Annotated in this window: 21 protein-coding genes and 1 pseudogene; 7 read left to right on the top strand and 15 right to left on the bottom strand. The window is 50.6% G+C overall.

Annotated features, from left to right (window positions below):
- Positions 1–13 precede the first annotated feature (13 nt).
- The 11 genes from IPF95_14815 to IPF95_14865 all read right to left on the bottom strand — a co-directional run bounded on the left by IPF95_14815 (position 14) and on the right by IPF95_14865 (position 11,865).
- Positions 14–970, bottom strand: a complete 957-nt coding sequence (locus tag IPF95_14815; GenBank protein ID MBK6475959.1) for a glycosyltransferase family 2 protein — start codon at positions 968–970, stop codon at positions 14–16.
- The gene (locus IPF95_14820; protein MBK6475960.1) at positions 967–1,899 is read right to left on the bottom strand and encodes a glycosyltransferase family 2 protein; all 933 of its coding nucleotides are present in this window, start codon (positions 1,897–1,899) and stop codon (positions 967–969) included. Before IPF95_14820 ends, IPF95_14815 begins: the two co-directional genes overlap by 4 nt.
- Entirely contained in the window at positions 1,896–2,627 is a 732-nt protein-coding gene (locus IPF95_14825) for a glycosyltransferase (GenBank protein ID MBK6475961.1), read from the bottom strand. Before IPF95_14825 ends, IPF95_14820 begins: the two co-directional genes overlap by 4 nt.
- 6 nt (positions 2,628–2,633) lie before the next feature.
- Positions 2,634–3,893, bottom strand: coding sequence for a glycosyltransferase (locus IPF95_14830; GenBank protein ID MBK6475962.1), 1,260 nt, complete (start codon positions 3,891–3,893; stop codon positions 2,634–2,636).
- The gene (locus tag IPF95_14835) at positions 3,890–4,891 is read right to left on the bottom strand and encodes a polysaccharide deacetylase family protein (GenBank protein ID MBK6475963.1); all 1,002 of its coding nucleotides are present in this window, start codon (positions 4,889–4,891) and stop codon (positions 3,890–3,892) included. Before IPF95_14835 ends, IPF95_14830 begins: the two co-directional genes overlap by 4 nt.
- On the bottom strand, positions 4,875–5,654 hold the full coding sequence (locus IPF95_14840; protein MBK6475964.1) for an FkbM family methyltransferase: 780 nt from the start codon (positions 5,652–5,654) through the stop codon (positions 4,875–4,877). Before IPF95_14840 ends, IPF95_14835 begins: the two co-directional genes overlap by 17 nt.
- Positions 5,651–7,252 (bottom strand): glycosyltransferase, encoded by a 1,602-nt coding sequence (locus tag IPF95_14845; protein ID MBK6475965.1) that lies wholly within the window; start codon positions 7,250–7,252, stop codon positions 5,651–5,653. Before IPF95_14845 ends, IPF95_14840 begins: the two co-directional genes overlap by 4 nt.
- 124 nt (positions 7,253–7,376) lie before the next feature.
- Complete coding sequence (locus IPF95_14850) at positions 7,377–8,609, bottom strand: ABC transporter ATP-binding protein (GenBank protein MBK6475966.1); 1,233 nt, start codon at positions 8,607–8,609, stop codon at positions 7,377–7,379.
- Between the two features lie 14 nt (positions 8,610–8,623).
- A complete protein-coding gene (locus IPF95_14855; GenBank protein MBK6475967.1) occupies positions 8,624–9,466 on the bottom strand; it encodes an ABC transporter permease in 843 nt (280 codons plus the stop codon).
- Positions 9,467–9,712: 246 nt separating this feature from the next.
- The gene (locus IPF95_14860; GenBank protein ID MBK6475968.1) at positions 9,713–10,774 is read right to left on the bottom strand and encodes a glycosyltransferase; all 1,062 of its coding nucleotides are present in this window, start codon (positions 10,772–10,774) and stop codon (positions 9,713–9,715) included.
- A gap of 59 nt (positions 10,775–10,833) precedes the next feature.
- Positions 10,834–11,865, bottom strand: a complete 1,032-nt coding sequence (locus IPF95_14865) for a glycosyltransferase family 2 protein (protein ID MBK6475969.1) — start codon at positions 11,863–11,865, stop codon at positions 10,834–10,836.
- Between the two features lie 215 nt (positions 11,866–12,080).
- Between IPF95_14865 and IPF95_14870 the strand changes: the two genes are divergently transcribed.
- From IPF95_14870 to IPF95_14900, 7 genes and pseudogenes are all read left to right on the top strand, one after another.
- Positions 12,081–12,536, top strand: a complete 456-nt coding sequence (locus IPF95_14870) for an NfeD family protein (protein ID MBK6475970.1) — start codon at positions 12,081–12,083, stop codon at positions 12,534–12,536.
- Between the two features lie 3 nt (positions 12,537–12,539).
- Positions 12,540–13,538 (top strand): SPFH/Band 7/PHB domain protein, encoded by a 999-nt coding sequence (locus IPF95_14875; GenBank protein MBK6475971.1) that lies wholly within the window; start codon positions 12,540–12,542, stop codon positions 13,536–13,538.
- Positions 13,539–13,902: 364 nt separating this feature from the next.
- A complete protein-coding gene (locus IPF95_14880) occupies positions 13,903–14,370 on the top strand; it encodes a hypothetical protein (GenBank protein MBK6475972.1) in 468 nt (155 codons plus the stop codon).
- A 281-nt stretch (positions 14,371–14,651) separates the two neighbouring features.
- Complete coding sequence (locus tag IPF95_14885) at positions 14,652–15,653, top strand: IS110 family transposase (GenBank protein MBK6475973.1); 1,002 nt, start codon at positions 14,652–14,654, stop codon at positions 15,651–15,653.
- Between the two features lie 370 nt (positions 15,654–16,023).
- Positions 16,024–16,233: an ORF6N domain-containing protein gene (locus IPF95_14890; protein MBK6475974.1), complete on the top strand. Its 210-nt coding sequence runs from the start codon at positions 16,024–16,026 to the stop codon at positions 16,231–16,233.
- A 13-nt stretch (positions 16,234–16,246) separates the two neighbouring features.
- Positions 16,247–17,776 (top strand): annotated as a pseudogene (locus IPF95_14895) (IS1182 family transposase).
- 188 nt (positions 17,777–17,964) lie between these two features.
- Positions 17,965–18,306: a hypothetical protein gene (locus IPF95_14900; protein MBK6475975.1), complete on the top strand. Its 342-nt coding sequence runs from the start codon at positions 17,965–17,967 to the stop codon at positions 18,304–18,306.
- An 85-nt stretch (positions 18,307–18,391) separates the two neighbouring features.
- Here the strand turns inward: IPF95_14900 and IPF95_14905 are convergent, their stop codons facing one another.
- The 4 genes from IPF95_14905 to IPF95_14920 all read right to left on the bottom strand — a co-directional run bounded on the left by IPF95_14905 (position 18,392) and on the right by IPF95_14920 (position 24,160).
- Complete coding sequence (locus IPF95_14905) at positions 18,392–20,158, bottom strand: T9SS type A sorting domain-containing protein (protein MBK6475976.1); 1,767 nt, start codon at positions 20,156–20,158, stop codon at positions 18,392–18,394.
- Positions 20,159–20,372: 214 nt separating this feature from the next.
- On the bottom strand, positions 20,373–21,356 hold the full coding sequence (locus IPF95_14910; protein ID MBK6475977.1) for a succinylglutamate desuccinylase/aspartoacylase family protein: 984 nt from the start codon (positions 21,354–21,356) through the stop codon (positions 20,373–20,375).
- 219 nt (positions 21,357–21,575) lie between these two features.
- Complete coding sequence (locus IPF95_14915; GenBank protein MBK6475978.1) at positions 21,576–22,586, bottom strand: endonuclease; 1,011 nt, start codon at positions 22,584–22,586, stop codon at positions 21,576–21,578.
- Between the two features lie 29 nt (positions 22,587–22,615).
- A complete protein-coding gene (locus IPF95_14920) occupies positions 22,616–24,160 on the bottom strand; it encodes a DUF853 family protein (GenBank protein ID MBK6475979.1) in 1,545 nt (514 codons plus the stop codon).
- Between the last annotated feature and the right edge of the window lie 4 nt (positions 24,161–24,164).

The raw sequence follows: 24,164 nt of genomic DNA on the forward strand, positions 1-24,164 counted from the left end.
TGTGTGAGCGTTTTCAGATCGATGTGTCGCTTTGGAACAGGTAACGATTCAGTTTACCGAAAGTATAACGGTATGCTTTTGCGCGCGGTTCGTTTCGAAAAAGACTTATGAACCCGAACCCTAAGATCCGCGTGATCACCTGTATGTACACCGATCTTGCAACTACGAATGATGCGATCCCATTACGGTGCTTTCGAGTGAATTTGATCCGGCTTATCAATTGATTGCTGATCATGCGGGAAGGCTCTTTCGCTGAGCTTTGTCCACCGATATGGATGATAGGCGGCGTTCGGAATTGCCAGCAGGTTCCACCACCTCGCGTAATGCGCACGCACAGGTCCACATCTTCCATCCAGAACAGGATCGGATCCAGCCCACCTAATTCCAGAAATACCGAACGATGAAAAAGCATTGCGGCGCCTGAAATGAAACCGACCTCACGCCCTTCCTTAGGTATTTCCATGGGATAACCGCGGCGACCGAACAACCGATGAAGGAAAACCGCTTCGAGCGCGGAATCCAGTGGTCGTGGTACTTTCCATGCACTGGTTTGTTGGCTTCCGTTCAAGTACACAAGCGTTGGGCCAGAGATCGTGGCATTGGCTAGTTCATGCGCATCAAGCCACGTTCCGATACTGTTCGGAGTAATTACCGTATCGGAATTCAGGAGGATCAAGTACTTCCCTTTCGCACGCTCCATGCCGAGGTTGTTCGCTGCGGAGAAACCGAGGTTCACATCACTTCGGATAAGAACAACATTGGAATGATCTGATCCAACCAGTTCTGGTGAACCATCCGAAGAGGCATTGTCGATCACGATCACTTCATACGATCTAGTAACATGCGCTTGGATAGATGCCAGGCAATTTCCGAGAATATCCCGTGTATTGTAGCTCACCACGATGAACGATAGAACCGGAGCTATTTCGTCCTGTCCTTCGATCTCTTTGTTGGCTTGCGCTTTGTTCATTTCCTCCACGTCCGAACGAAGATGGTCAACAACAGCCAGAACGGCAAGATCAATAGGGAGGTGATCGCCACATAAAACAAGAATGGGTATTTCCCAGTGTCATTGATGCGTATCGGTTCACGGTGTACGAAGAGCATTTGGAGTAGGAAATCACAATACCGGACCAACAACATGATCTTGTTCTTGAATGAAAGTGGTACGGATACCCAAAGATCCTGGCGCACGGGTAATTGGTGGCTGCGCATGGCGGGTAGGTCCTTGCTTAAACTACCTTGGGTCCTACGCACACCACTGATCGCTTCGGACTTGTCCAAAAACCGGAAACGTGTTCCATGGGCTGCCATACGGAACCAGAAGTCCCAGTCCTCAATGTACCGGAATTCTTTGCGAAAACCATGGATCCGGTCCAATGCGCTACGTCGGAAAAGGGCTGTATTCAGTCGGAAAACATTGCCATGGATCAATCGCGCGACAACGCGATCTCGCGCGCCATTCAGCTTTTCATCGGCCCGGTACTCACCTACCCGCCCACTTATGGTCGGGTCAGTGAAATGATAGAAATCCGAATAGACCACACCCAATTCCGGCTCGCTGCGCATAGCGTCCACATGCACTTGCAACTTAAGAGGCGCAAGGAGATCATCGGCATCCAACAATTGGATGAACTCGCCCTTGGCGCGTTGCAATCCGTGATTCCTTGCCGCAGAAACGCCGCCGTTCGCGGGCAATTGGACGTATGTGAAGCGTGGATCTCTTTCGATCAATGAAGAAACAACACTTGCCGTATTATCGGTGCTGGCATCATCAATAATGATACACTCCCAGTCCTGCATGGTTTGCGCTTGCACCGACCTCAACGCATCAGTAATGTACCGGCCGTAATTATACGTGGCAATGATCACGGAAACGATCGGTGCAGGGCTGTTCATCTTCCGATCATGCGGTTCAATGCGGCATAGGCATGATACACCTTGAACCAGACCTTGGGTGCGAACCGGCGTTGGATCGCTTTGCGTTCTGCGGCGACCTGAAGCTTACGGGTAGGATCAGAACTGGCACCGGTCGTATCGAATCGGCTCACGACCAGACCTGCATGTAACAGCGTAGGATCATGCTTCCAGAATAGTTCGGCGAAGAATGCATAGTCCGCCGCAATGGGATAACGCAGATCATAACCACCCAATGCTTCCAAACGCGCTCTGCGAATGAACTGTGATTGATGCGCCACCGTTTCTTTCATCAAATAGGCCGAGGTCATTTCGGTCGGATGATGTTTGGTCGCGTATGTTCCTGCGGCATCACTCAATTCCGCATCGCCGTAAACAATGTCAACCTGATCCGTAAGCAACGGTAGACATTGCTCCAGAACGGTATGCGAAGCGAACGTATCTCCTGCATTCATGAACAACACGAACGGGGTGTGAGCCATTCGCCACCCTTTATTCTGCGCATCGTAGATCCCCGCATCGGGTTCGCTTATCCATTTGGTTATGCGTTCTGCACTTTTGGTGATCAGGTCCACACTGCCATCCGAACTGGCGCCATCGATCACTACGAATTCGAATGCCCGTGAGTTTTGCCCGAATACACTGGCGAACGTGCGTTCCAGACCAGCGCGGTCATTGCGGCAAATGGTTATGATCGTGAGTTGCTCCACGTTGGATCAGAACTTGTACAGCTCAGAATAGGTTCGTGCAATTTCGCGGCGATCATAGCGCGCTACAGCCGCAGCTGAAATAGCGCTTGAATTCCAAGAACGTTGAAGCGCCTCGCGAATGGCTGCACTCAATATAGCAGGCTCGCGTTCCGTAACAAGCATGCCATTTTCCGGGTTGATCTGTTCAGGGATACCACCAACGTTGAACGCGACCACCGGGCAGCCGCATAACAGTGCCTCACTGATCGTATTCGGTAGATTTTCCGCGGAAGAAGGAAGTACGAACACATCCGTAGCTGCGTAGTACTGGGCCAGCACCATTGGGTCTTCGATGTATCCCGTGTCGATCGTATGGTTCGATCGCGTGGATCCACCATTCTTTCCTCCAATGCGAACAAGAACCGCATCATTATGGCCGAGTTGATCGAGTGCCGCGTTGAGCAATCCTGCCCCTTTCCGCTCATTATCCACATCAAGTGAATTGAATAGGATGATCTTTTTATCCGCATGTAAGTCCAAGGCTTTGCGAGCTTCTAGCTTATCCTGGACACGAAAAACCGTGGTATCGAATCCATTCGGGATCACTTCGATCTGCCGGCTCCCAAGCATCACACTCAACTTGGCTTTATCCGCAAGCCACTTGGAAGGCGCTACCAGCCTCATATTCTGCTTCTCGACCTGATACATACCACGCTTCTTATAGGTCCAATAATGTTGCGCAAGCGCATGGTCCTTAAGCTGCGGACACACGGGGCAATCGGACTGATAACCGAAGCATTCATCCGAATGATGGCAGCCACCCGTGAATGGGTTCATGTCGTGCATGGTCCATATGATCGGTTTATCACAATTGCGAAAGAACTCACGATGATCGATCATTCCGTAGCTCACCCAGTGCAGGTGGACCACATCAGCTGCTTTTACCAATGGATGTTTCCATATTGGAAAGAACGAGTAGGGCAACGTAAAGATCTCCCGTTCTTCCGGCCTACCGAACAGGTTCTTATTGTCCGGAGCGTTGTGCTGGTCCCGTACAAGACCGACCACTTCGATCAACCGTCGAGCTTTGTAAGTGACACGTGCCGCAAGTGGAATAGCAAATAGCGAGAAAGGCGCAACACGGTGATGTCGTTGGATATCGTTCCGGGTCTTGTTCAACGTGAGCAGATCACTCTCAACACCTTGATCCAATAGCGCTTGATGCAATTGGATAGCGGCCATAGCGGCTCCGCCGAAATCACTGGTATTAAGGTGAACCACCTTCATTGCTTGCGAAATTCGGACATATTCCGAGCAAATTCCCTCGTATCCCAATTCCGGACAAGGAAACGTGGAAATGAAAACCTCGGTGAACGTGCATGCACTCCACCCGGGAAGTTCGCTGCCACGTGATCGAAACCCGCGTCCTTGGCGAGTCGTGTTGTCACCGGATTGAAATCCGCACCCGTTCCGAAGGGATATGAGAAATACGGAACCACATTACCCAAGAGTTTCTCCAATTGTTGTTTCGACTGCGTGATCTCCATGCGTTGCTCATCTTCTGCTAGCCGTGCCAATGAAGGGTGTCCAACGGTATGCGCACCGATCACTACGCTGGGTGATGTTGCGAATGCACGCAATTCATCTTCCGTCATAGGCAAATGACTTTCACGTTGTCCGCTATCGTGTAAGGCGACCCGCAATTTTCCGAGCAATGCATCGCGCTGTATGCTGGGCAAACCGCGCAGTTCTTCCAAGGATCGTTCGTAGATCACACGCAGTTCCGTTGGGCTAGGTAACGTATCCCAAAATGGTCCGATCCGTTCAATGCTCGAGGTTAGTGTTCCCGGCATTTCAGGGTTCAACAGCAGGAGCCGTTCCAATTCGTCCCACCAGAATTCACGCTGGCTGCCGATGTAACCACTGGCGATGTAGAACAATGCTTGAAGACCATGTTCTTCCAACAATGGTAGGGCGTAATGGTGGTTATCCGCATAGCCATCATCGAAGGTGAGCAGAACAGCATTTTCCGGGAACTTGGTCTGATCGATCAAGTGGCGATCGAATTGCTGGACAGAAAGAACGTTGTAATTCTTTTTGAGAAATACCAAGTGATCATTGAACTTGTCGGGATCAACGGAGAGCTGTTGTGGATCGCTCTCCAGTTTGATAACGCGATGGTAGAGCAACACGGAACAATTGCCATATAAGGTTGTATTCGCGCCAGTCCTTACGCGACGCACCACCGGTCTCAACCGATCCTTCAGTTTATTGGCGAATGGCATGGATATCCAGTTGCATATCCATTTCTGCGGGCTTCATGCCTGCGAACGGATGTTGATGCTTGGGCCCCACCCGCTCCACATAATAGCGGAAACCATTCTTCGCCAGAACGGCAAGCAGCGTGTGTAATTCCTGATCCTGATCGCTGAACGAGTGGTATTCAACGTAGAGATATCGAATGCGCTGCAAGGCATCATCGCAATCGAGTAGCACCTTGGTCTCGGCACCCTCTATATCCACTTTCAATAGATCGATGCGCTCGTGTTGGAGCAGTAGATCCCGCAAACGTATAGTAGGGACCTTAGCACGTCCCTTCGCGTTGTGGATCGAACCGCCATCCGCACCATCGCTACCGAACGAAACACCATCGGCATTCACCCAGACTGCTTTTTGGTGAAGGTCGATCCTTTGTAGATCATTCTGCTGCACGTTCTGTTCAAGGCACTTGAAAACTGCTGGATCAGGCTCGAAAGCGATAACGCGTGCTTGCGGATACAGCGCTTTGTAATAGATCAATGAAACGCCCACATTCGCACCACAATCCACGATCAAGGGTTGGTCATTGGTGGCGAAGAACTTCATTCGTTCATCGGCGAAGAATTCATGGATCTGCCAAGCTACCGACAGCATATCCGTAACCTGTAGCGTGTAGTGCCGAAAATTCACCGTTGTGGGCGTGTACCGCGGAAAAGCGTTCGCCTGATTGATCAACGCAGCCTCTTCCGTAGGCTTACCTTTGATTATGCGACTGATCAGGCTCCTCATTTCGGTTTATGCGCTACAATTCCGATCACTACCGGATGATCCGCATCCTCTTTGTTCAGAAGATCAACATCATACTCTTCAACAGCAAATCCTTTGGCCAAGCATGCTGCGGCATACGAATTTCCGTAACTAACTACTTCCACATTCCCCTTTCCGAACACATCCTCGAACATGCGCAAAACACTTTGTGCGGTATAACGCCAAATATCACTCGAACGATCAACATCATTGCGACTTATTGGAACTAAGCCAGCCACTGTAATGAGCGCAACACCACCCTTTTCCAGCGCATGATATATGCCTTGAACCGCTGCGTGATGCTCGTAGCTGAAGTTCAGCGTTCGTGTGCAGATGAATACGTCCACTTCACCTTCGGGAAGCGTTTCCGGTTTTGTGAGATCACCGATCCAAATACCATCAACAGCTTGTCCTGTACTCTTCAGAACGGTTGATCGTGATACGCTCTTACCGAGTTTCTTCGTGTACAACGGCTCTTCGACCTCCATCACACGGCCTGAGATCCGTGCATGTTGGGATCGAAGGAACGCTTCGATATAATAGCGATCCACCAGAAGGCCGAGATCAAAAACGAACTCACGACCTACTGGTTCAAACTCCAGTTGCTTCGGGCTCGGCGTTACCTGCGCTTTTCGACGAGCGTTCCATTCCTTTAAGCTCGTCGGCATTGCCCGCCAGATGCGCGTTTTCAAAGAGGTATCACTTCCTCCTTCAAAGTGTTGGCCAACAAAATAGACCCAATCATTGAAGGCTTGTTCCGATCCAATTACCTCTTGCGAAAAAATGGCCACCGGCTTTGTTGCAAGGGCCAGTCCATCATAATACGTAACATCACCTTTTTCATGGGTAGCGGAATCACCGAAACCCCTGTTCAGAGCCATGGACATGCGCGGGAACACATTCAGTTTTCCATGTAGCACACAGCTCGCTGTCCAGCGGATGGCCCAACTATCAATTGCTCCTTTCACTTGAGCCTTCAGCATTTCACTGAAATACTTCACGTTACCATCGCCGTCCAGGGTCTTTAGCAGATCCTTTTCCTTCAACTTGGTCAAGAGCGCGGCACCATCCTGTTCGAACAGATCCCAGCTGCGTTTCCATGTGGCCCACGCCAAGCTATCCGGATACCGGCTGAAATAGGTCTCATCCACACCTTCGGGATCTGCGTAATAATTCCATGAACCAACTGAAAAGACGTTCTCGTTGGTAGCATAGGCATTCAAAGCGCCGTTCATGAAATGCAGAAAATGCGGCGAAAGCACAGCATCATCTTCTACTACGATCACACGTCCGTATGTATTGGTAGCGTGCGTAACCCCATCGATCACGGAACGGGCCAGGCCTTTATTCTCCGGCGCTTCGATCACTTCCAACTTTCTGAAGCCCATAACGTTGTTCGCAATTGCGTGCACCTTTTCTATCCCTACGCGATCCATGTACGAAGCATTCGCTTTGGGGCCATCGCAGAACAGGATCAAGTGACTTTCTGCGGCTTCAGCATTGGTGGCAAGCGACCGTAGCATCCGCTGAAGCTCAGCCGGACGCTTGTATGCGAAAACAACGATCGGCGCCAATTCCATCTATCGTTTCCTATAGGTACATGTTTCTGAAAGATCACGGCCGTGAAACACTAGGGTCATGCAGGAAAGAACAGGCATCAATTGGTCCATATGATCTGGTGCGGTTCATGGCGAAGCATAACGGTCAAACAACCTCAAAGGTATGTTCAACGAAGAAGGCACCTTGGTCGTCATCCGAAGCCCTACCGGTCCCGAAGAAATCACCGCCTTCCACATGGAAGGTACCAGCGTTGAGGAGGTAATCCGCGATCTCACCATTTGCTCTACTGAACAATGTGAACGCGTAATTCCCCTTGCGCAACGGGCATTTGGGAATGCGAATGGACACATACCCGTTCCGATTCGTTGTGCTTAGTTCCATGCCCGCAACGTCATTGCTCATGTGTGTGATCCGTTGACCATACTGATCGTCGATACCCACGGCTACATGCAGGTCTCGGATCGGAACAGGAGCTTCGTAACTGAACTGAAGCACGACCGAAGAGCCGGATTGCGCGGCAGCGATCGGTTCATTGCGGTCATTGGTCAACATGAATTCCTTGAAGCGGATCGCACCGTTGCCTTGCCGGTCTTTTCTTGCACCAAGATCCACTCGAGCGGTTGCGGCTGCATCGCTCAAATACCGAGAGATCACTTGGTCAGTCGGCCCCTGTTGAACCAGTTGACCTTGCTTGAGGTAGATCGCCGTGGTACACAAATTCTGGATCGCAGCCATGTTATGGGACACGAAGAGAATGGTGCGGCCACCTTCAGAAACCTCTTTCATCTTGCCCAAGCATTTGCGTTGGAATTCGGCATCGCCAACGGCCAGTACTTCATCCACCACCAGGATCTCCGGTTCCAGGTGCGCTGCCACGGCAAAAGCCAGTCGCACATACATACCGCTGCTGTATCGTTTGACAGGCGTATCCAGGAATTTCTCCACTTCAGCGAATGCCACGATCTCATCGAACTTGGCATTGATCTCTGCGCGGGACATGCCGAGAATGGCACCGTTGAGGTAGATGTTCTCCCGACCGCTCAATTCCGGATGAAAACCGGTTCCCACTTCCAACAAGGAAGATAACCGACCACCGATCTTGATGTTCCCGGTAGTTGGGGAAACAATACGGCTGAGGATCTTGAGCAGGGTGCTTTTACCAGCACCGTTCCGACCAATAATACCTAATCTATCACCTTCGTTCACATTGAACGAAAGGTCCTTCAGCGCCCAGAATTCGCTTTTGGTAGCTGGGCTTGATCCACTCTTGAACAGGCCGCGCGCTTTATTGGAAAGCACATCGCGCAGTGCGGTATAGCGTTCTTGTTGCTTGTGGTGCAAGGTGAATTTCTTGCCCAGGTCCGTGACCTCTATGATGGTTCCTGCCATGTTCAGATCACGTCCGCAAACCCTTTTTCCGTGCGGCGGAAATACCATACACCCAATACCACCATGATCAAGCTGACCGCAGTGCTGATAATAAAGCCTGGCCAATTGATGACCATGCTGCCACCGAATAGTGAATACCGGAACCCATCGATCACCGCGACCATTGGGTTGCAAGCGTAAAGGGTTTTAATGGCCGCTGGAATGTTCGGATTGCCATAGATATCGGAACTGGAGAAAGCCACTGGCGTTATGTATAAGCCGAATTGGATGATCACAGGAACCACGTAGCGGAAGTCGCGGTATTTAACATTGAGCGCTGCAATGAATAGTCCAGCGCCAAGTGCACCGACCAACGCGAGCAGCAGGAAAACGGGTAGGAATACGATCTCCCAACCGGGCATGTAGGCATACAACGCCATGAGCACAAGCAGGATCACGAATGCAACGAACAGGTCGATGAGGCTCACCAATATGGTACTAAGCGGTAAGATAAGCCGCGGGAAATACACTTTAGTAAGCAGGTTGGAATTGGCGATCAACGAGTTCGCTGATTCACCAAAGGCCGAAGCAAAGAACTGCCAAGGCAACGTAGCAGCAGCGACCATAAGGATACGGGGTACGCCTTCCGGCACATTACTGCCGAACAACCAACCAATGGCATACATAGCCCCCAACGTGATCAGCGGCCGAAGCAACACCCAGAGAATGCCGATGGTCGTCTGTTTGTAACGCACCATCACGTCCCGCCATGCAAGGAAGAGAAGCAATCCTCGGTATTGCCAGATATCACGCCAATAATACTGGCTATCCGAACCGGGTTCGATCTGTACGTAAACGCGCTCCATGGTCACTGCGTTCGTTCAACCTTACCGGTGCCAACAGCATGAATACGGCCATATAATGACCTGTGCATATACGTGTAGGTGGTTAGTGGAATAAGCGCTTTCATTCGGGTTCCGGCCAAATGTAGGCAGGCTGGACGGATGAACGTTTTCTACGTCGACCGCGCGTTAGCTGGTGTGCCGACATCTTTCTTACTATTCCACCATACGTGGATGAGCAAAAGGAATTGCACTCCTCACTGTCCTTGTTCAGGTTTTACGGCGAACTGCTGCGTGCAGCACACCGAGCATTCGATCCACGGATGCGTTCCAACCATAATCCTGCTCTACAAATAAACGACCGGCCTTCCCCATGCGGCCACGAAGATCCTCTGAAGCCAACAGTTCGGCAATTCGTAGAGCGGCACTGGCGGGGTCATTTGCAGGGACCAGATATCCGGTGGAAGCATCAACTACAACTTCGGGTAGCCCGCCAACGTTACTTACAACCACAGGAAGTTCACTAGCCGAAGCCTCAATAACGGCTACACCGAAACTCTCCTGTCGACTCAACGCCACGTACACATCCAACTTTGCTAGTTCATCCGGGACTTTGTCATGTGCTACACGCGGAACGAAGGTGACCCGATCCGTTAAACCCTTTTTTTGCACCAGCGCGCGAAGCTCCTCTTCCTGCGGTCCAGAACCCACCAACCGTAGAATGGGCAATGGTTCCATGTCCTTGCTGAGCAATGAAAATGCTTCTATCAAAAGATCTATTCCGTATGTATCGGCAAGCGACTTCACCGTTCCAACGACCAGTGCTTTTCGCTCTGTGGCCTGCTCCGGTTTCGGTCTGAAAACAGCTGTATCCACGCCGAATGGAACAACGTCGATCTCTGCAATGGCAGGACAAACTTCTCTAACCCTTGCTGCCATTGCCTTACTGGTTGAAACCACCCTATCGGCCCGTTTCAAATTATCGCGCAGCAAGCGCAGTTGCACCGGTCCTTCCTCCGGAAATTGATACACATCGCTCCCCCAGACATTCAGGACCAACGGTGTTTTACCTACCCAACGGGCCAACGTGCCGTATCCGGAAGCGTAATGTGCATTGACCACATCCGGCTGCAATTCGAGCACTAATCGTTTTAGCCGTGGACCGTTCAGGATATAACCAAGGCCTTTAACGTGCGGGAACCGATGCACTGTGACCTCCGGCAAAAGCGGATCCACGGGATCATGCTGCGTAACCAGATGCACCACAACGCCTTTGGCTGCCATAGCATTTGCCCACCGGATGGTATGCACTGAACTGGCCCCGGAAAGCATGAGCACTGTAAGTCTGGAGTTGTCCCGGGTCGACATGTGTCAGCGAAGTTCGCGTGCGTTCAACGGTTCGTGCGTATGGTTGATGGATCCAATTTCCTACGGAACAGCAAGAACTTAAAAATGCCTTGCCAATAGCCAACTCCATAGGCAACGTGCACGGTAAAAAACGCGATCACCATCCACACATATGCTCCAAGTCGATCTCCCCTCCATGCGATCCGAATGGAAGTCAACTTCAACACACTGAAATAAACAACAATAAGACCTACCCAGAACCAAATGAGCTGGACATTCACGAATGCCAAGAACGGCAGTAGGACCAGCGCTGCAACAAATAATGGTGGCACGAATTGTCGGAATGTTGCAGGGGCCCCGAGCTTCAGGTTCACCAAAGGTTTGAACAAGCCATATTCGCGGTACATGCGCCACAATTTCGCGATCGTATCCCTCGTGTAGTACTTGATATGTATTTGCGGAAGAAGAAAGATGGTACCGCCATGCTTGATGATCCGGCCATTGTGTTCATCATCTTGATTCCGGAACAACTCCTCATCGAAAAAGCCGATCCGATCGAACAATTCACGCCTGAAACATCCGTAAGGCACGGTATCCACCTCGCGCTCTGCATCTGTTCCCGTCCGGAAATGAGCATTCCCCACGCCTAGACTGCTGCTTAGCACTTGTGCGATGGCCCACGCCTTATTCGAATCGTTTGCGGGCAACGTGTCCCAGACACCACCAACGTTTTCGGCATTCAACCGTTCCAGAGCATCGATCAGTGTTGTGACATAATTATTCGGATACCGCGAATGTGCATCCAACCGAACGATATACTTCCCCTTGGATCCTCGAATAGCAGCATTCAGGCCATGGGGCACCACTCCTGCTGGGTTCTCGATCAGATGAACTTCGGCATGTGACTTACTTAAGGCGAGCACTTTTGCATGCGTATCGTCGGTACTTGGTCCTACGGCTACAAGCACTTCGAGCTCGAACTCACCACGCTCTTGCGCCAATGCATCATGAATTGCAAGTTCAATGAACGGCCCTTCGTTCCGGCATGGCATAATGATGCTTACCACCGGTTTCATCGCAATTCAGAAAAAAGAGCTATTCCTATCATTTACCTAGCAAGCGACGAAAGTACCCTATTGCAGCAATACCCAAAATCCCGTGCGACATTGGTCCACACTCGGTAACGACCTATGCGCAGGCTACGGGGGCATCCGCCCTTCAAGCGGGGAAACCGTTCGTACGAGCTACCGTGATACGATAATTCATTAGCCCGTACCTTCACCAACGAACAATGGAACACATGGATTTTTTTCAATGGCACTGGTGGGCAGGAATAGCCATCTTAATGGTTATCGCGGAGATCTTCGTTCCCGGCTTCTTTTTGGTATGCTTGGGCATTGGTTGTGTTGGCGCTAGTGCCGTAGCGGCCTTGGGCTTTGGACCGGCCACACAATTGATCACCTTCTCTGCTCTATCATTGGTGGCCTTTTTCACTATTCGCCCGATCCTAATGAAGCGCATGTGGAAAGATAATGGCGTGCGCACGAACGTGGATGCGCTGATCGGCCAGCGCGGTCGCGTAACGGAAGATTTCCAACCGGGACTTCGTCTTGGTCGCGTGAATGTTGGTGGCGATGATTGGCGCGCAGAGTGTACAACTGACAAAGCATTGCACTTGGGTGATCTTGTATCCGTTGTGCGTGTAGAAAGCAACACCCTAATTGTAGAACCCCTTACCTCAAATTGAACCATGGACGCTTCCCTCGTTATTCCTATTCTCATAGCCCTCTTGGTGGTCTTTGTAATTGCCAAAGGCGTACGGATCGTACAACAAAGCGAGACCATGGTGATCGAACGCCTTGGTCGTTACCACAAGACGCTAAGCGCCGGGTTCAACATTCTGATACCGATCCTGGACAAGCCACGGCCCATTACCTACCGCTTAAGCCGCGACCTTCCTGATGGTAACCGATATGTGCAACTGATCAAGAAAGAGCGCATCGACATGCGTGAAACGGTTTATGATTTCGCGAAGCAGAATGTGATCACGAAAGACAACGTTGGTACAGAGATCAATGCCCTGCTCTACTTCCAAGTAATGGATCCGATCAAAGCGATGTACGAGATCGAGAATCTGCCGTTGGCCATTGAAAAGCTCACCCAAACAACGCTCCGTAACGTTATTGGTGAATTGGATCTGGACGAGTGCTTAACAAGTCGTGATACGATCAATGCTAAGCTGCGCAACATTCTGGATGATGCCAGTAACAAATGGGGTGTAAAGGTGAATCGTGTGGAATTGCAGGACATCAACCCACCGCGCGACATCCGCGAAGCGATGGAAAAACAGATGCGTGCTGAGCGTGACAAGCGTGCGCAGATCATTGATGCCGAAGGAACCAAGCGCGCCGTGATCCTACAGGCAGAAGGTGTACAGCAGAAGCAGATCAATGAGGCCGAAGGACAGAAACAAGCACAGATCCTGGAAGCAGAAGGTGATGCACAAGCCCGGATCCGCCGTGCCCAAGGTGAAGCTGAAGCCATTAAGCTGGTAACGCAGGCCATTGGCGGTACCAAAGCCGACCCCGCGAACTACCTCATAGCCATGCGCTACTTGGAAACCTTAGCTGAAATGACCAGTGGCCAGAACAATAAGGTGGTCTACATCCCATACGAGGCCACCGGCGTATTAAGCAGCGTAGGCGGCATTAAGGATATGCTGGATGCTGGGAAGGTGTTGAAGGGGTAAACGCTACGCCACGTTGCCATTTAAGTTAATTGTTCTAGGTCTTTGGCCAAAATGGAATTCGCTCCAACGAGCCGCAATTCCCACGGCGAATGGCGTGCATTGCAGGTGGACATAATGCCGCGGTTGCATTCGCGTTAATCTCGGACAGAGTACATATGATAGTATCTTGCCGTGCAATGGAATTGGATCGTGTTGAAAGGCTTCACCTTTACGCTAGTGAACTGCAGGGTCGTCCGCCAAAGCCCGGACAGACCCTACAGAGGTTTAAGGCGATAGAAGGCATGACTGCACCCGGTGATGTGAGCATTCGACAATACAACGAGAATGCAATCGCTATCGAGCGAACCATAAATACTGCCCAACAATGAAGGCAATATTGATACAGGGCGCAGACAATGTGCATAAACTCGTGGAGCGTCTTTCTCGAATTGTTCAACCACAACCGCCCGTTGTATTTTTTAGCGGATTTCTGGGTAAAGGCGGTATTGCTGGCAATGTTGATGTAATGAATCAGCGGTTCTCCATAGTGAATCTGGATCCTCCGCTTCCGGAGTACGTGATTTTCTCTGGAGAGGTCGCTTCGAACAAAGAATCACTGACCATTGTCGTTAAGGTGAACCCCATGTATTCAGTTGTTGTTCGAATTTTATGCCTTCTGGGCATCGTTCTTTCCATATCTGCATTAGTCTTTCGTCATTCGTATAAACTCGACTTTCCTTGGATAGTTGACGGAAGCGGATTCCTCTTCGCGCTTGTTGTATTTTCGGTCAATTGGATGAACGCGAGAGTATCGTATCGCTTGTTTCGAACGAAAGTCCTGCGTATTATCTAGGAGCCAAACCCTAAACCCACGCAGGCTCTAGTATTGCATCGTCACTAAGGAACTATTTTCTTAGATGTCGATAGATCACTGAAGAGAACTGAGCCAAGCCAGGGGTGAACCAACTCCGCAGCTAGGGTTAAAGCCCTAAGAGACTTATGGGTACCTCTGGCTTTCTCAGGTCTAAGGCTCGGATAGAATGCTAGGCGTAAGGGCCTATTAGAGTCATGGAGCATCGGACCTGTCGCTCAGCCTCAACAGCGATCATTTGTTGAACCTCAAAGTAAACGAAAATGAAGCATTGGATCGGTATCGATGTGAGCAGTGCAACCTTGGATTTCGCATTGCTCGATGAACACGGTGTTCACTTGGAGAGCTTGCAAGTAAGCAATGGTCGTACAGCCGTAATGACGCTAATGAACAGCTGGAAGAAACGATACGGAGTTGACACCGGGGAATGCCTAGTGTGTTTGGAACCTACCGGGCACTATACGTTGATGTTGCTTAATCTGATCGTGGAGCAGCACTGGCATGCTTGGTTGGCGCACCCGCTCGATATACAAAAGAGCATGGGCATCAAGCGTGTGAAGAACGACAAAGTGGACGCTTTGCGGATCGCGCAATACGCACGCACATTTCGAGAGAAAACACGTTTGTTCACAGCACAGAACCTCAAGCTCGATAAACTCAAGCACCTGCTCACACGTAGGCAACACTTGGTTCGCGTCAGAGCCATGTACAAGAAGCATCTCTCGGACCTGAACCGCTACATGGACAAGGACATTAAAAAGGCGTTCGACCAACTTGACAAGCGTTTGATCGTTGCTTCGGATCGTGCCGTGATACGCGTAGAGCAACTGATCATGGCACAGATCAAAGCCGATGATATAACCAGTGAACAATACAACCTGTTGCTCACGATCCCCGGCGTAGGCCCACAATTAGCGAGCTATTTGATCGCGCTCACCGATGGCTTCCATCGATTTACGAACCCACGCGAACTGGCATGTCATGCTGGTGTAGCTCCATTTGAGCGTAGTTCTGGTAGCAGTATTCGCGGACGAACGCAAGTATCACATCAAGCCAACAAGATCCTTAAGACCATGCTCCACATGGCTGCACTTGCCAACGTGCAACGCGAAGGAGAATTAAAGGTCTACTTCCAACGCAAAGTATCTGAAGGCAAGAAGCCGATATTGGTTGTCAATGCGGTCCGTAATAAGATCATCCATTGTGTTTGCGCCGTGATCCGCAACAACCGGCCCTATGAGCAGCGGCAATTAGTGCAGAATTGATCGGATTGCCGTACTTCGTATGTCGTGTCCAAACGGAAGCAGGCTCTGCTGAAGAGCAACCTAACAGGGATAGGCATGATGGCAACGGCCAACAACATGGATCAAGGGTGGGCCTCATCCTTGGTTCATGGCTGGAGTCCTAATGCCTGAAAAAAACTTTACGTTATGCTTGTTTTTAACATAGAATAAGTAAACCGTAACCCACGCGCCAAGCCACCGCCGGGTCTGTCCGGGTTTTGGCGGACGACCTTGCGTCGTTAAACGTTAAACCATCGCAGGGTGAATCGCGACCAAGCCTCCGCCGGGTCTGCCAACGGCGACCCTGCGGGACTGAAAGGAAAGAACAGTGATCAGGACAACTGTTGAACTGATGTTGGACCGCAATCTTGCAGAACTTTACGATGTACCGACCAAGGCGCTCAAGCAGGCCGTTCGGCGTAACCTTGACCGCTTTCCGGACGACTTCATGTTCGAGATGAACAAAGAAGAGTTCGAACATGGGGCTGTCTCAAAAGAGGCAGCCCTTTTCATTTTGTTGAAAAGCCGTTGGAAGTTGATCTTGACAACTCGTTTTGGGTGATCGACCTTCGGGCATGGCTTCACAAAGAAAAGTCGTGTTCAAGGACTACGACCCGAGTCAAGCGATGCTCTTGCCACCATCGTTGGAAGAACTCATCTCAAAGACACATGCCGTACGTGTAGTTGGTTCGGTTATCGACCAGATCGACATCGGTTCGCTGGCCGACACGTACAAGGGTGGCGGCACCTCTAGTTACCACCCGCGTATGTTGCTCAAGGTATTGGTCTATGCTTACCTGAACAACATCTACTCCTCGCGTAAGATCGAGGCAGCGATCCAGGAGAACATCCATTTCATGTGGCTTGCCGGGATGAAGCGTCCGGATCACCACACGGTCAATCGGTTCCGTGCCCAGCGGCTCAAGAACCACATCAAAGAAGTGTTCAGCCAAGTGGTTCTGTTGTTGATGGAAGCGGGTCATGTGGATCTCAAAGCAGTGTACACCGATGGCACCAAGATCGAGGCCAATGCCAATAAGTACACCTTCGTTTGGGCCAAGAGCATTGCCACCAACAAGAAGAAAATGAAAGCCCAGTTGGAGGAGCTCTGGAACTACACCCAAGGAGTAGCCGCTGAAGAACTACAGGGCGATGACCCCGGTGAGATGGAAGAACTCGACCCGAAGAAAGTGGCCCAGACCATTGATGCGATCAACGCCGCGCTCAAGGACAAGAAGATCGATCCGAAGACCAAGCAAAAGCTCTCTTACGCCAAGAGGAACTGGCCGGACAACGTGCGCAAGTACAAGATGCAAGAGTCCATCTTGGGCGAGCGCGGTAGCTACTCGAAGACCGATCGCGGAGCCACCTTCATGCGCATGAAGGACGACCACATGGGCAACGGACAACTCAAGGCCGGCTACAACGTGCAATGGAGCACCCAGAACCAGTTCATCATACACTACAGCCTACATCAGGACACCACCGACACCAAGACACTGATCCCCCACTACAAGGAACTACAAGCCCAGTTGGGCAAACTGCCCCAAGCGGCTGTGGTCCGCCGCATGGCGGAGCTATGGCTCGGAGCAGAATTACGAATACTTGGAAGGCGAGGGCGTGGAGGCTTTTGTGAAGTACAACTACTTCCACCGTGAACAACAAAAGAGCTACTGGGAAAAACACCCTTTGTACAAAACAGACTCCACTACAACGCTGCAAGGAACGAGTATACCTGCCCCATAGGCCAGCCCATGCGGCATATCGGTGACCAGCGCTCAACAACAAAGGCCGGGTATGTGCAAACCGTATCGCGCTACCAAGCAAGCAACTGCGCCACATGCCCCATGAATGGTGTTTGCCACAAGGCCAAGGGTAACCGGATCATCGAAGTGAACCATCGGCTTAACGAACTTAAAGCCCAAGCCCGAGAAAAGCTCACCAGCGAAGAAGGTCTAATGCACCGAAGCGCTAGACCGGTGGAAGTGGAATCGGCCTTCGGTAACCTCAAGCAGAACAAAGGCTTCACCCGGTTCATGCTAAGGGGACTCGACAAAGTCGCCTTGGAAACCGGACTACTTGCAACTGCGATCAACCTGAAGAAGTTGGTCAGGATCCTTCAAAAAAGGGCTGAGGAACGTCTAAAAAGTGCCTTGGGTTCGGTCCTGTCCTTTACACGGGCAAGGCCGCAAATAATCCCGATCTGGTAGGTCTCTGAATCAGCACCACATCCAATCCCCATCAAAACAAGAAGGGGCCATCCCTTTCGAGACAGCCCCATTCCAAGGACACTATGGGTCTGCGCTATGCTCCGTTCTGCTTCAATGAGCACGGTGTGTTGATGCTATCCAGCGTATTGAAAAGTCCAGCTGCGATTGCAGTTAACATCCAAGTGATACGGGTATTTACAAAGATGCGTGAGCTACTTGCGAATAACAAGGATCTGTTACTGATCTTGGAAAAAATACGCGGAAAAGTCTCCCATAACAGTCGGGACATCAAAGCGATCTTTGGTCAACTCCGTCGGATGCGTGAAGAAGAAGAGAACCGTCGGTTGCTGGCGGAGATCACTGAGGAAAAGAAAGGGAAACACAAACCTATCGTAGGGTTCAAGAGCACTAATTCAAACAAATAGCTCATTTTTCCGGTGTATGGACGCCACCCACAAAAAAAGGCCCGGTCGAAATCCGACCAGGCCTTTTAACGTAAGAAGTAGTTCCTTAGTGAGCCACCGTGATCTTGGTGTTCACCACTTGATCATTGAAGGTGATGCGTACCATGTAGGCACCATTACTCAATGAAGAAAGGTCCAAAGTCTTGATGTGTGCACCAGAAGCTAGTGATCCGAAGTTCTGTGTGTAAACTGCTTGGCCAGTAAGCGCCAACACTTCAACAAAAGCTTTCGCATTCTCATTCAGATCGAAGGAAATGGTAGCCATATCTGCAACAGGGTTCGGGAACAAAGTGAGTGAGTTCGCAACAGCGATCTCATCGATACCCACATATTGAACTCCGTTGTAAACGTCAATAACTTCCGTGTAGGATCCAGACCCGCCGATGATCTGCGTATTGGCGTTGTCGTAAACCCTGAAGTATCCTCCGGTCAAGAGCCCATCGCCGTAAAAGTCGGTGATATGGTAAGTGTAGCAATCCGAAGCATCAATTGGTACAACGATCTCGTACAATGTGTTGTTACCGTATGCATTCGGGTGAGCTGCAGGAGCCCCTGTACCTATACCGATATTGGTGGTTCCAACATTCGGGTTACCACCGGACATGACCACCGTTCCACCGCTGTTGCGGACCTCCCAATACACTTCATTTCCCCAGCCATCCGTACGTACTTTCACGGTCACCCAGTTATCAGAGGTAGGTGCCAGATCGATCGGATCGGCATCATAGCTATCATCCGAAGTGTCGTCGTCGGCAGCACCGTTCGGGTTCGAGGTGGTTGCATTCACAATATTGGAAGTTACTGCTTCGAAATTCATACTTGGTAGCGTAACATATTCCCGCTCCAACGGTGACAATGAGCCCGTCCAATTGTAGACCGCAGGGGTTCCGCCATTCACACTGTAGTTGATCGCAACCGAGGTCAAACTATCATTACCGGTATTCTTCAACTTAACGATAGGTGCAATGTCATTGGGTCCTGCACATACCCTTGCAGGAAGACTGTACATCCAATTGATGGAAGCTGTATTCGTGTTCGGCAGGGTGATATGCAAGTGATCCACAACAGCAGCTTGAAGAATGAATTTATCGTCATCGTCCTGCACCAACGCAACTACTTCCAGGTCCGGGTAGTGGTAGATATTCAATGTGCTCAGGTCGAATGTTTCATTGATCGTGTAGCTATCGCCTGGGTTCCAGCTATTGCTCAATGAGATCCCAGCAGGACCATTCACGAACTTCTTGAACACGTGAGCGAATTCGGTTTCTGTATTGGAGCCTGGGAAAGCCAGTTCGAATTCCAGCACTTCCTTTTCTGTAATGATCAAACGCAATTTCAGGTCGCCGGTTACAGCTTGCGTAGCGTAAAGTGAACCAGTGATGGTGAGCATAGTGCCCGTGATGGAAGCATTCAATGTAATGTCAATTTCCGATGACTCTGCATACCTGGTGTTGATGCGTGCTTGCGTAACATAGGAGGTGGACTGCGCACCGGATGAACCATTCACTATAACTCCTGGCGCACTGTTCACATCGGGGTAGTAGGTATTGATGCGTGATTGCACTTCGGGAATGTTGTCATTATACATCGCATCTACTCCAGGCCACCAGACCTGATAGGCCACGAGTAGGCTTTTAGTGGAGTTTGCATTCAGAAGTGAATGCAATGCAGGATTAAGTGCTGCACAAGGTGGGCAGGAAGCCTGGGTCGCTTCTTCCACCACGAATATGCGCGGCGATTGAGATTGGGCAAACACCGATACGGACAAGCCGATCAGCGCTGCAGAAAAACCGAACTTCGTAATGTTATTCATGATCAGGGATCTGGTTTTTGGGAATTACTGGGAATGATCTTGTTACGCCTCATTTCTGGCAGAGGCGCAAGGTAGATCACTCCTTAACTCCAATGACCTGGAACACATTCTACAATGAAGTTCATATTGGAATCTTATTTTACTCGTAGGATCGCTATACCCAAACAGATCAACCTAAACTGGTCGATCGTAATATGTAGGAACCTGATCGATCCTAGATGCTGCGCCCCAAATGAAAAAGCGCATCACCTTGGTTCACCACGGGAGAAGTGTTCACGCATATGATCTGACCGTTGAAGGGTGCCCGTATTTTATTCAATGATTTACCATAGGGATCGTTGATATAGGCCAATACGTCCCCTTTCTTCACTTCCGCACCATTGGTTACGATGATATCCAGAAGCCCGGAGTCGTTGGCCCGGATCCATTTTGAGCTGGTCAACTCCTGCGCACCACGTGCGGTCCTGGGTATTTGGTCCCACATGTTCAAACCCATCAGCACTCTGCTGATGCCACGAACCCCTTCCTCTCTGGTCAGGTCATCGAATTGTTTGGATGCCCCGCCTTCGAACAGCAAATAGGGTTTGTCCTTGTTCGCCAAATGGCTCCGCAACGTACCCGCGATCTGCTTTGCTCGCAGGATCACAGGTGGATCGAACAAGCGTGCAAGGTCCAACGCATGTTTGTCGCCTTGTGTATAGCGCACTTGGGGGTAGTTCATTCGGTGGGCACCACCGGCATGCAGGTCGATCACAACATCTGCTGCGGGCATCACGTCTTTTACGAGCGTATGCGCCAACCTTGCGGCCAACGAGCCCTGTGCACTACCTGGAAAGCAGCGGTTCAGATCACGGCCATCAGGCATTTCGCGTTGCATGGCCAAGAAGCCGAATACATTCAATACCGGGATCGCGATCAACGTACCACGGTCCAATGGCCTCCGTTGCAAAGCCACGAGCATGCGCCGAGCGATCTCTATGCCGGTTACTTCATCCCCATGCAATGCCGCCATGATCAGGATCGTAGGCCCCTCTTCCTTTGCACGGTGAACTACAACGGGGATATCGACCTGCGTGCGGGTATACAACTTGGCCACTTGCATGTCCAACGTAACATGTTCGCCTGGCTTGATACTCTCACCGAGTACTTGTACAAGTTTACAGGCTGTTGGGCCGGAGGTCTTTTTTGAGCGTGGCATAAGGGCAGCCAAACTATCCCTTGATCGGGTCAATGATCAACCGCATGAATGATCTTTATCCACTGCACTGTACTGATCTCCGGGCAATTCAAACGCATCCAACTATGATCATACTGTTGTGAAAGTGTCTTCACGCTGCAATTCAGTAACAAAGACACAATTGGACAACGGACAGGAACATATAAGTGCTGAAGGCCAAATGACGCCGACCCCCATGAATTAATTCAGCTCCAGTACCACTGGCAGGTGATCGCTGTACCCGCCTTTGTATCTATCGCCAGCGTAAGTTCTATCCGGGCTTTTCCCGTTACGCGGATGTTCGAATAAGAGGCGATCATCCCACAAGGCCTTGGCGCCTTTCACTTTGGGTAGAAAAGCCCGGCTTACGATCATCTGATCCAAATAGGACCATTTGCCTTGGTAATTGTAGGACCCATGACCCTTAGGCGTATCAATGCACATCAAGTCGAATAGATCAGCCGTGGCGCTAAGATCGCAAACTGCACCGAGGCCTTCTTTCACGCTCCGGTCAGAAGGGCTATCATTGAGGTCGCCCATGATCATGATCTGTGCATTCGCATCCTTGGTAAGAATATCATCTACTTTTTGCCGAACCGCGTTCGCAGCTGCCATGCGTTTCGGTTCGCTGTTCTCCTGCCCTCCATGCCGACTTGGCCAGTGGCTCACCAACACATGGAGTATCTCCCCTTTCGCTAAGCCCAATTCAACGTACAGAACGTCGCGGGTCCTATCGCCATGGATCGTAACACTCAACGCCTCCTCGCTCAGCACTTGCGTATATCCATCCCTTACAAGCAGGGCCACATCGATCCCGCGTTCATCCGGCGAATCGTGATGGACGATCGAATATCCCTTTAGCGGCAGTGTCCGCGCAAGGTCCTCGACCACTTGCCTGTTCTCTACCTCCTCCAAGCTGATCAGTATGGGCAATTCGCTTCCGGTCCAGGAGATCGCCTCTGCTAGATGCTCCAGCTTGGTCTTGTACCGCTCGTTGGTCCAATTCAATTTACCCTCTGGCGTAAAGTCCTGATCGTTGATCGATCGATCAGCCTTGGTATCGAAGAGATTTTCCACGTTATAGCTAAAGATCCGCTGGCCTGCGATCGATACTAGTTCAACCTCATTCCCTCCATCAGGAACAGGTGACACTTCGGAAACCTTGCTGCCATTGGCCGGAACCCCGCAGCCGATCATTATGAGCAGGGCCATTGAACAAATTTGGATCGTATTATTCATGATCACCGACGTTTTGGTTTAACACCGAGCCACCCAAGCAACCCACGCATCAACACTGAGGACGCAGTTCTACCGATCTGGCGCACCATTGTGTTCTTGCTGAGCTTCTCCAGTGTGCTGGGCTCTTCTTTTTCTTCCTTCCTTTTTCGTTCATCGAGCGGAGTCGAGATGTTCTCCTCTGCCTCAACTTCCACATGGTCCTTTAACCGTTTCTCCAGGATCTCGAACGCGCTTTCACGATCGATCTCTTCGTTGTATTTCTTCACAAGCGTACTACTTGCAACCAACCTATTGATCTCCAATTCGCTTAAGACATCCATTCGCGACAATGGCGCACGTAGCAAAGTATGCGCGAGTGGCGTAGGGTTTCCCTTTTCGCTCAATGCCGTCACCAAGGCTTCTCCGATACCAAGTGATGTAATGAGTTCTTCGGTATCATAGAATTCAGTGATCGGATAATTCTGCGCAGTTTTCTTGATCGTGGTGCGGTCCTTGGCCGTAAAGGCGCGTAGCGAGTGTTGCACCTTCAATCCCAATTGACCTAGGACGCTTTCCGGAACATCGCTCGGATCCTGTGTGCAGAAATAGATGCCCACACCTTTTGATCGGATCAGTTTTATGATGGTCTCGATCTGCTCCAATAGCGCTTTGGTCGCTGTGTCGAAGATCAAATGCGCTTCATCGATGAAGATCACCAGTTTCGGCTTTTCTGGATCGCCGACCTCCGGGAATTTTGCGTAGATCTCTGCTAGCAGAGAAAGCATGAACGTACTGAAAAGGCGCGGTTTTCCTTGAATATCAACTAATCGCACGATGTGTACTATACCTTTACCATTCTTTGTCATTAGCAGGTCTTCCGCATCGAAACTACGCTCGCCGAAAAACACCTCGGCGCCTTGTTGTTCGATCTCGATCAGCTTACGCATGATCACATTCACCGATGCAGAAGAAACCTGTCCGTATTCTTTTTCGATCTGGTCCTTGCCTTCGCCGGTAACGAATTGGAGCATTCGGCGCAGATCCTTGATATCGAGCAAGGGCAAGGCATTATCATCGCAATACTTGAAGATCAGTGAAAGGATACTGCCTTGCGTATCGTTCAATTCCAGAATGCGCCCAAGCAGGACAGGGCCAAATTCGCTCACCGTAGCACGCAATCGCGCACCTGGTTCGTTACTAAGTGTCAGTAATTCCACTGGCATGGCCTGCGGTTCATAGGCAAATCCCAATTTGGCATGGCGTTCATCGATCTTTGGGTGAGGATTCCCAGGGGCTGCTATCCCGCTCAGATCGCCTTTAACATCCATAAGCAATACAGGAACACCTTTCAGCGAAAGTTGCTCACTGATCACTTGCAATGTTTTGGTCTTTCCGCTGCCTGTAGAACCGCAGATCAGTCCATGCCGGTTCATCGTGCGAAGCGGCACGCGTACGTATGCGTTCGACGGTACTTCGCCGTTCAAAAGCGCCCCTCCCAATAAAATGCTATCGCCCTTGAACGTATTCCCTTCATTGATCGTCTGAGCGAATTTGGCTGTGTCTCTCATGGTT

It is taken from the genome of Flavobacteriales bacterium (genome assembly GCA_016704485.1).
GTDB lineage: Bacteria > Bacteroidota > Bacteroidia > Flavobacteriales_F > PHOS-HE28 > PHOS-HE28.

What these genes read in the sequence shown, in the direction of transcription:
- IPF95_14815 (MBK6475959.1), bottom strand. Translation starts at nt 970, where the DNA reads ATGAACAAAGCGCAAGCCAACAAAGAGATCGAAGGACAGGACGAAATA.
- IPF95_14820 (MBK6475960.1), bottom strand. Translation starts at nt 1,899, where the DNA reads ATGAACAGCCCTGCACCGATCGTTTCCGTGATCATTGCCACGTATAAT.
- IPF95_14830 (MBK6475962.1), bottom strand. Translation starts at nt 3,893, where the DNA reads ATGAAGGTGGTTCACCTTAATACCAGTGATTTCGGCGGAGCCGCTATG.
- IPF95_14835 (MBK6475963.1), bottom strand. Translation starts at nt 4,891, where the DNA reads ATGCCATTCGCCAATAAACTGAAGGATCGGTTGAGACCGGTGGTGCGT.
- IPF95_14840 (MBK6475964.1), bottom strand. Translation starts at nt 5,654, where the DNA reads ATGAGGAGCCTGATCAGTCGCATAATCAAAGGTAAGCCTACGGAAGAG.
- IPF95_14845 (MBK6475965.1), bottom strand. Translation starts at nt 7,252, where the DNA reads ATGGAATTGGCGCCGATCGTTGTTTTCGCATACAAGCGTCCGGCTGAG.
- IPF95_14855 (MBK6475967.1), bottom strand. Translation starts at nt 9,466, where the DNA reads ATGGAGCGCGTTTACGTACAGATCGAACCCGGTTCGGATAGCCAGTAT.
- IPF95_14860 (MBK6475968.1), bottom strand. Translation starts at nt 10,774, where the DNA reads ATGCTTTCCGGGGCCAGTTCAGTGCATACCATCCGGTGGGCAAATGCT.
- IPF95_14865 (MBK6475969.1), bottom strand. Translation starts at nt 11,865, where the DNA reads ATGAAACCGGTGGTAAGCATCATTATGCCATGCCGGAACGAAGGGCCG.
- IPF95_14870 (MBK6475970.1), top strand. Translation starts at nt 12,081, where the DNA reads ATGGAACACATGGATTTTTTTCAATGGCACTGGTGGGCAGGAATAGCC.
- IPF95_14875 (MBK6475971.1), top strand. Translation starts at nt 12,540, where the DNA reads ATGGACGCTTCCCTCGTTATTCCTATTCTCATAGCCCTCTTGGTGGTC.
- IPF95_14880 (MBK6475972.1), top strand. Translation starts at nt 13,903, where the DNA reads ATGAAGGCAATATTGATACAGGGCGCAGACAATGTGCATAAACTCGTG.
- IPF95_14885 (MBK6475973.1), top strand. Translation starts at nt 14,652, where the DNA reads ATGAAGCATTGGATCGGTATCGATGTGAGCAGTGCAACCTTGGATTTC.
- IPF95_14890 (MBK6475974.1), top strand. Translation starts at nt 16,024, where the DNA reads ATGTTGGACCGCAATCTTGCAGAACTTTACGATGTACCGACCAAGGCG.
- IPF95_14900 (MBK6475975.1), top strand. Translation starts at nt 17,965, where the DNA reads ATGGGTCTGCGCTATGCTCCGTTCTGCTTCAATGAGCACGGTGTGTTG.
- IPF95_14905 (MBK6475976.1), bottom strand. Translation starts at nt 20,158, where the DNA reads ATGAATAACATTACGAAGTTCGGTTTTTCTGCAGCGCTGATCGGCTTG.
- IPF95_14910 (MBK6475977.1), bottom strand. Translation starts at nt 21,356, where the DNA reads ATGCCACGCTCAAAAAAGACCTCCGGCCCAACAGCCTGTAAACTTGTA.
- IPF95_14915 (MBK6475978.1), bottom strand. Translation starts at nt 22,586, where the DNA reads ATGGCCCTGCTCATAATGATCGGCTGCGGGGTTCCGGCCAATGGCAGC.
- IPF95_14920 (MBK6475979.1), bottom strand. Translation starts at nt 24,160, where the DNA reads ATGAGAGACACAGCCAAATTCGCTCAGACGATCAATGAAGGGAATACG.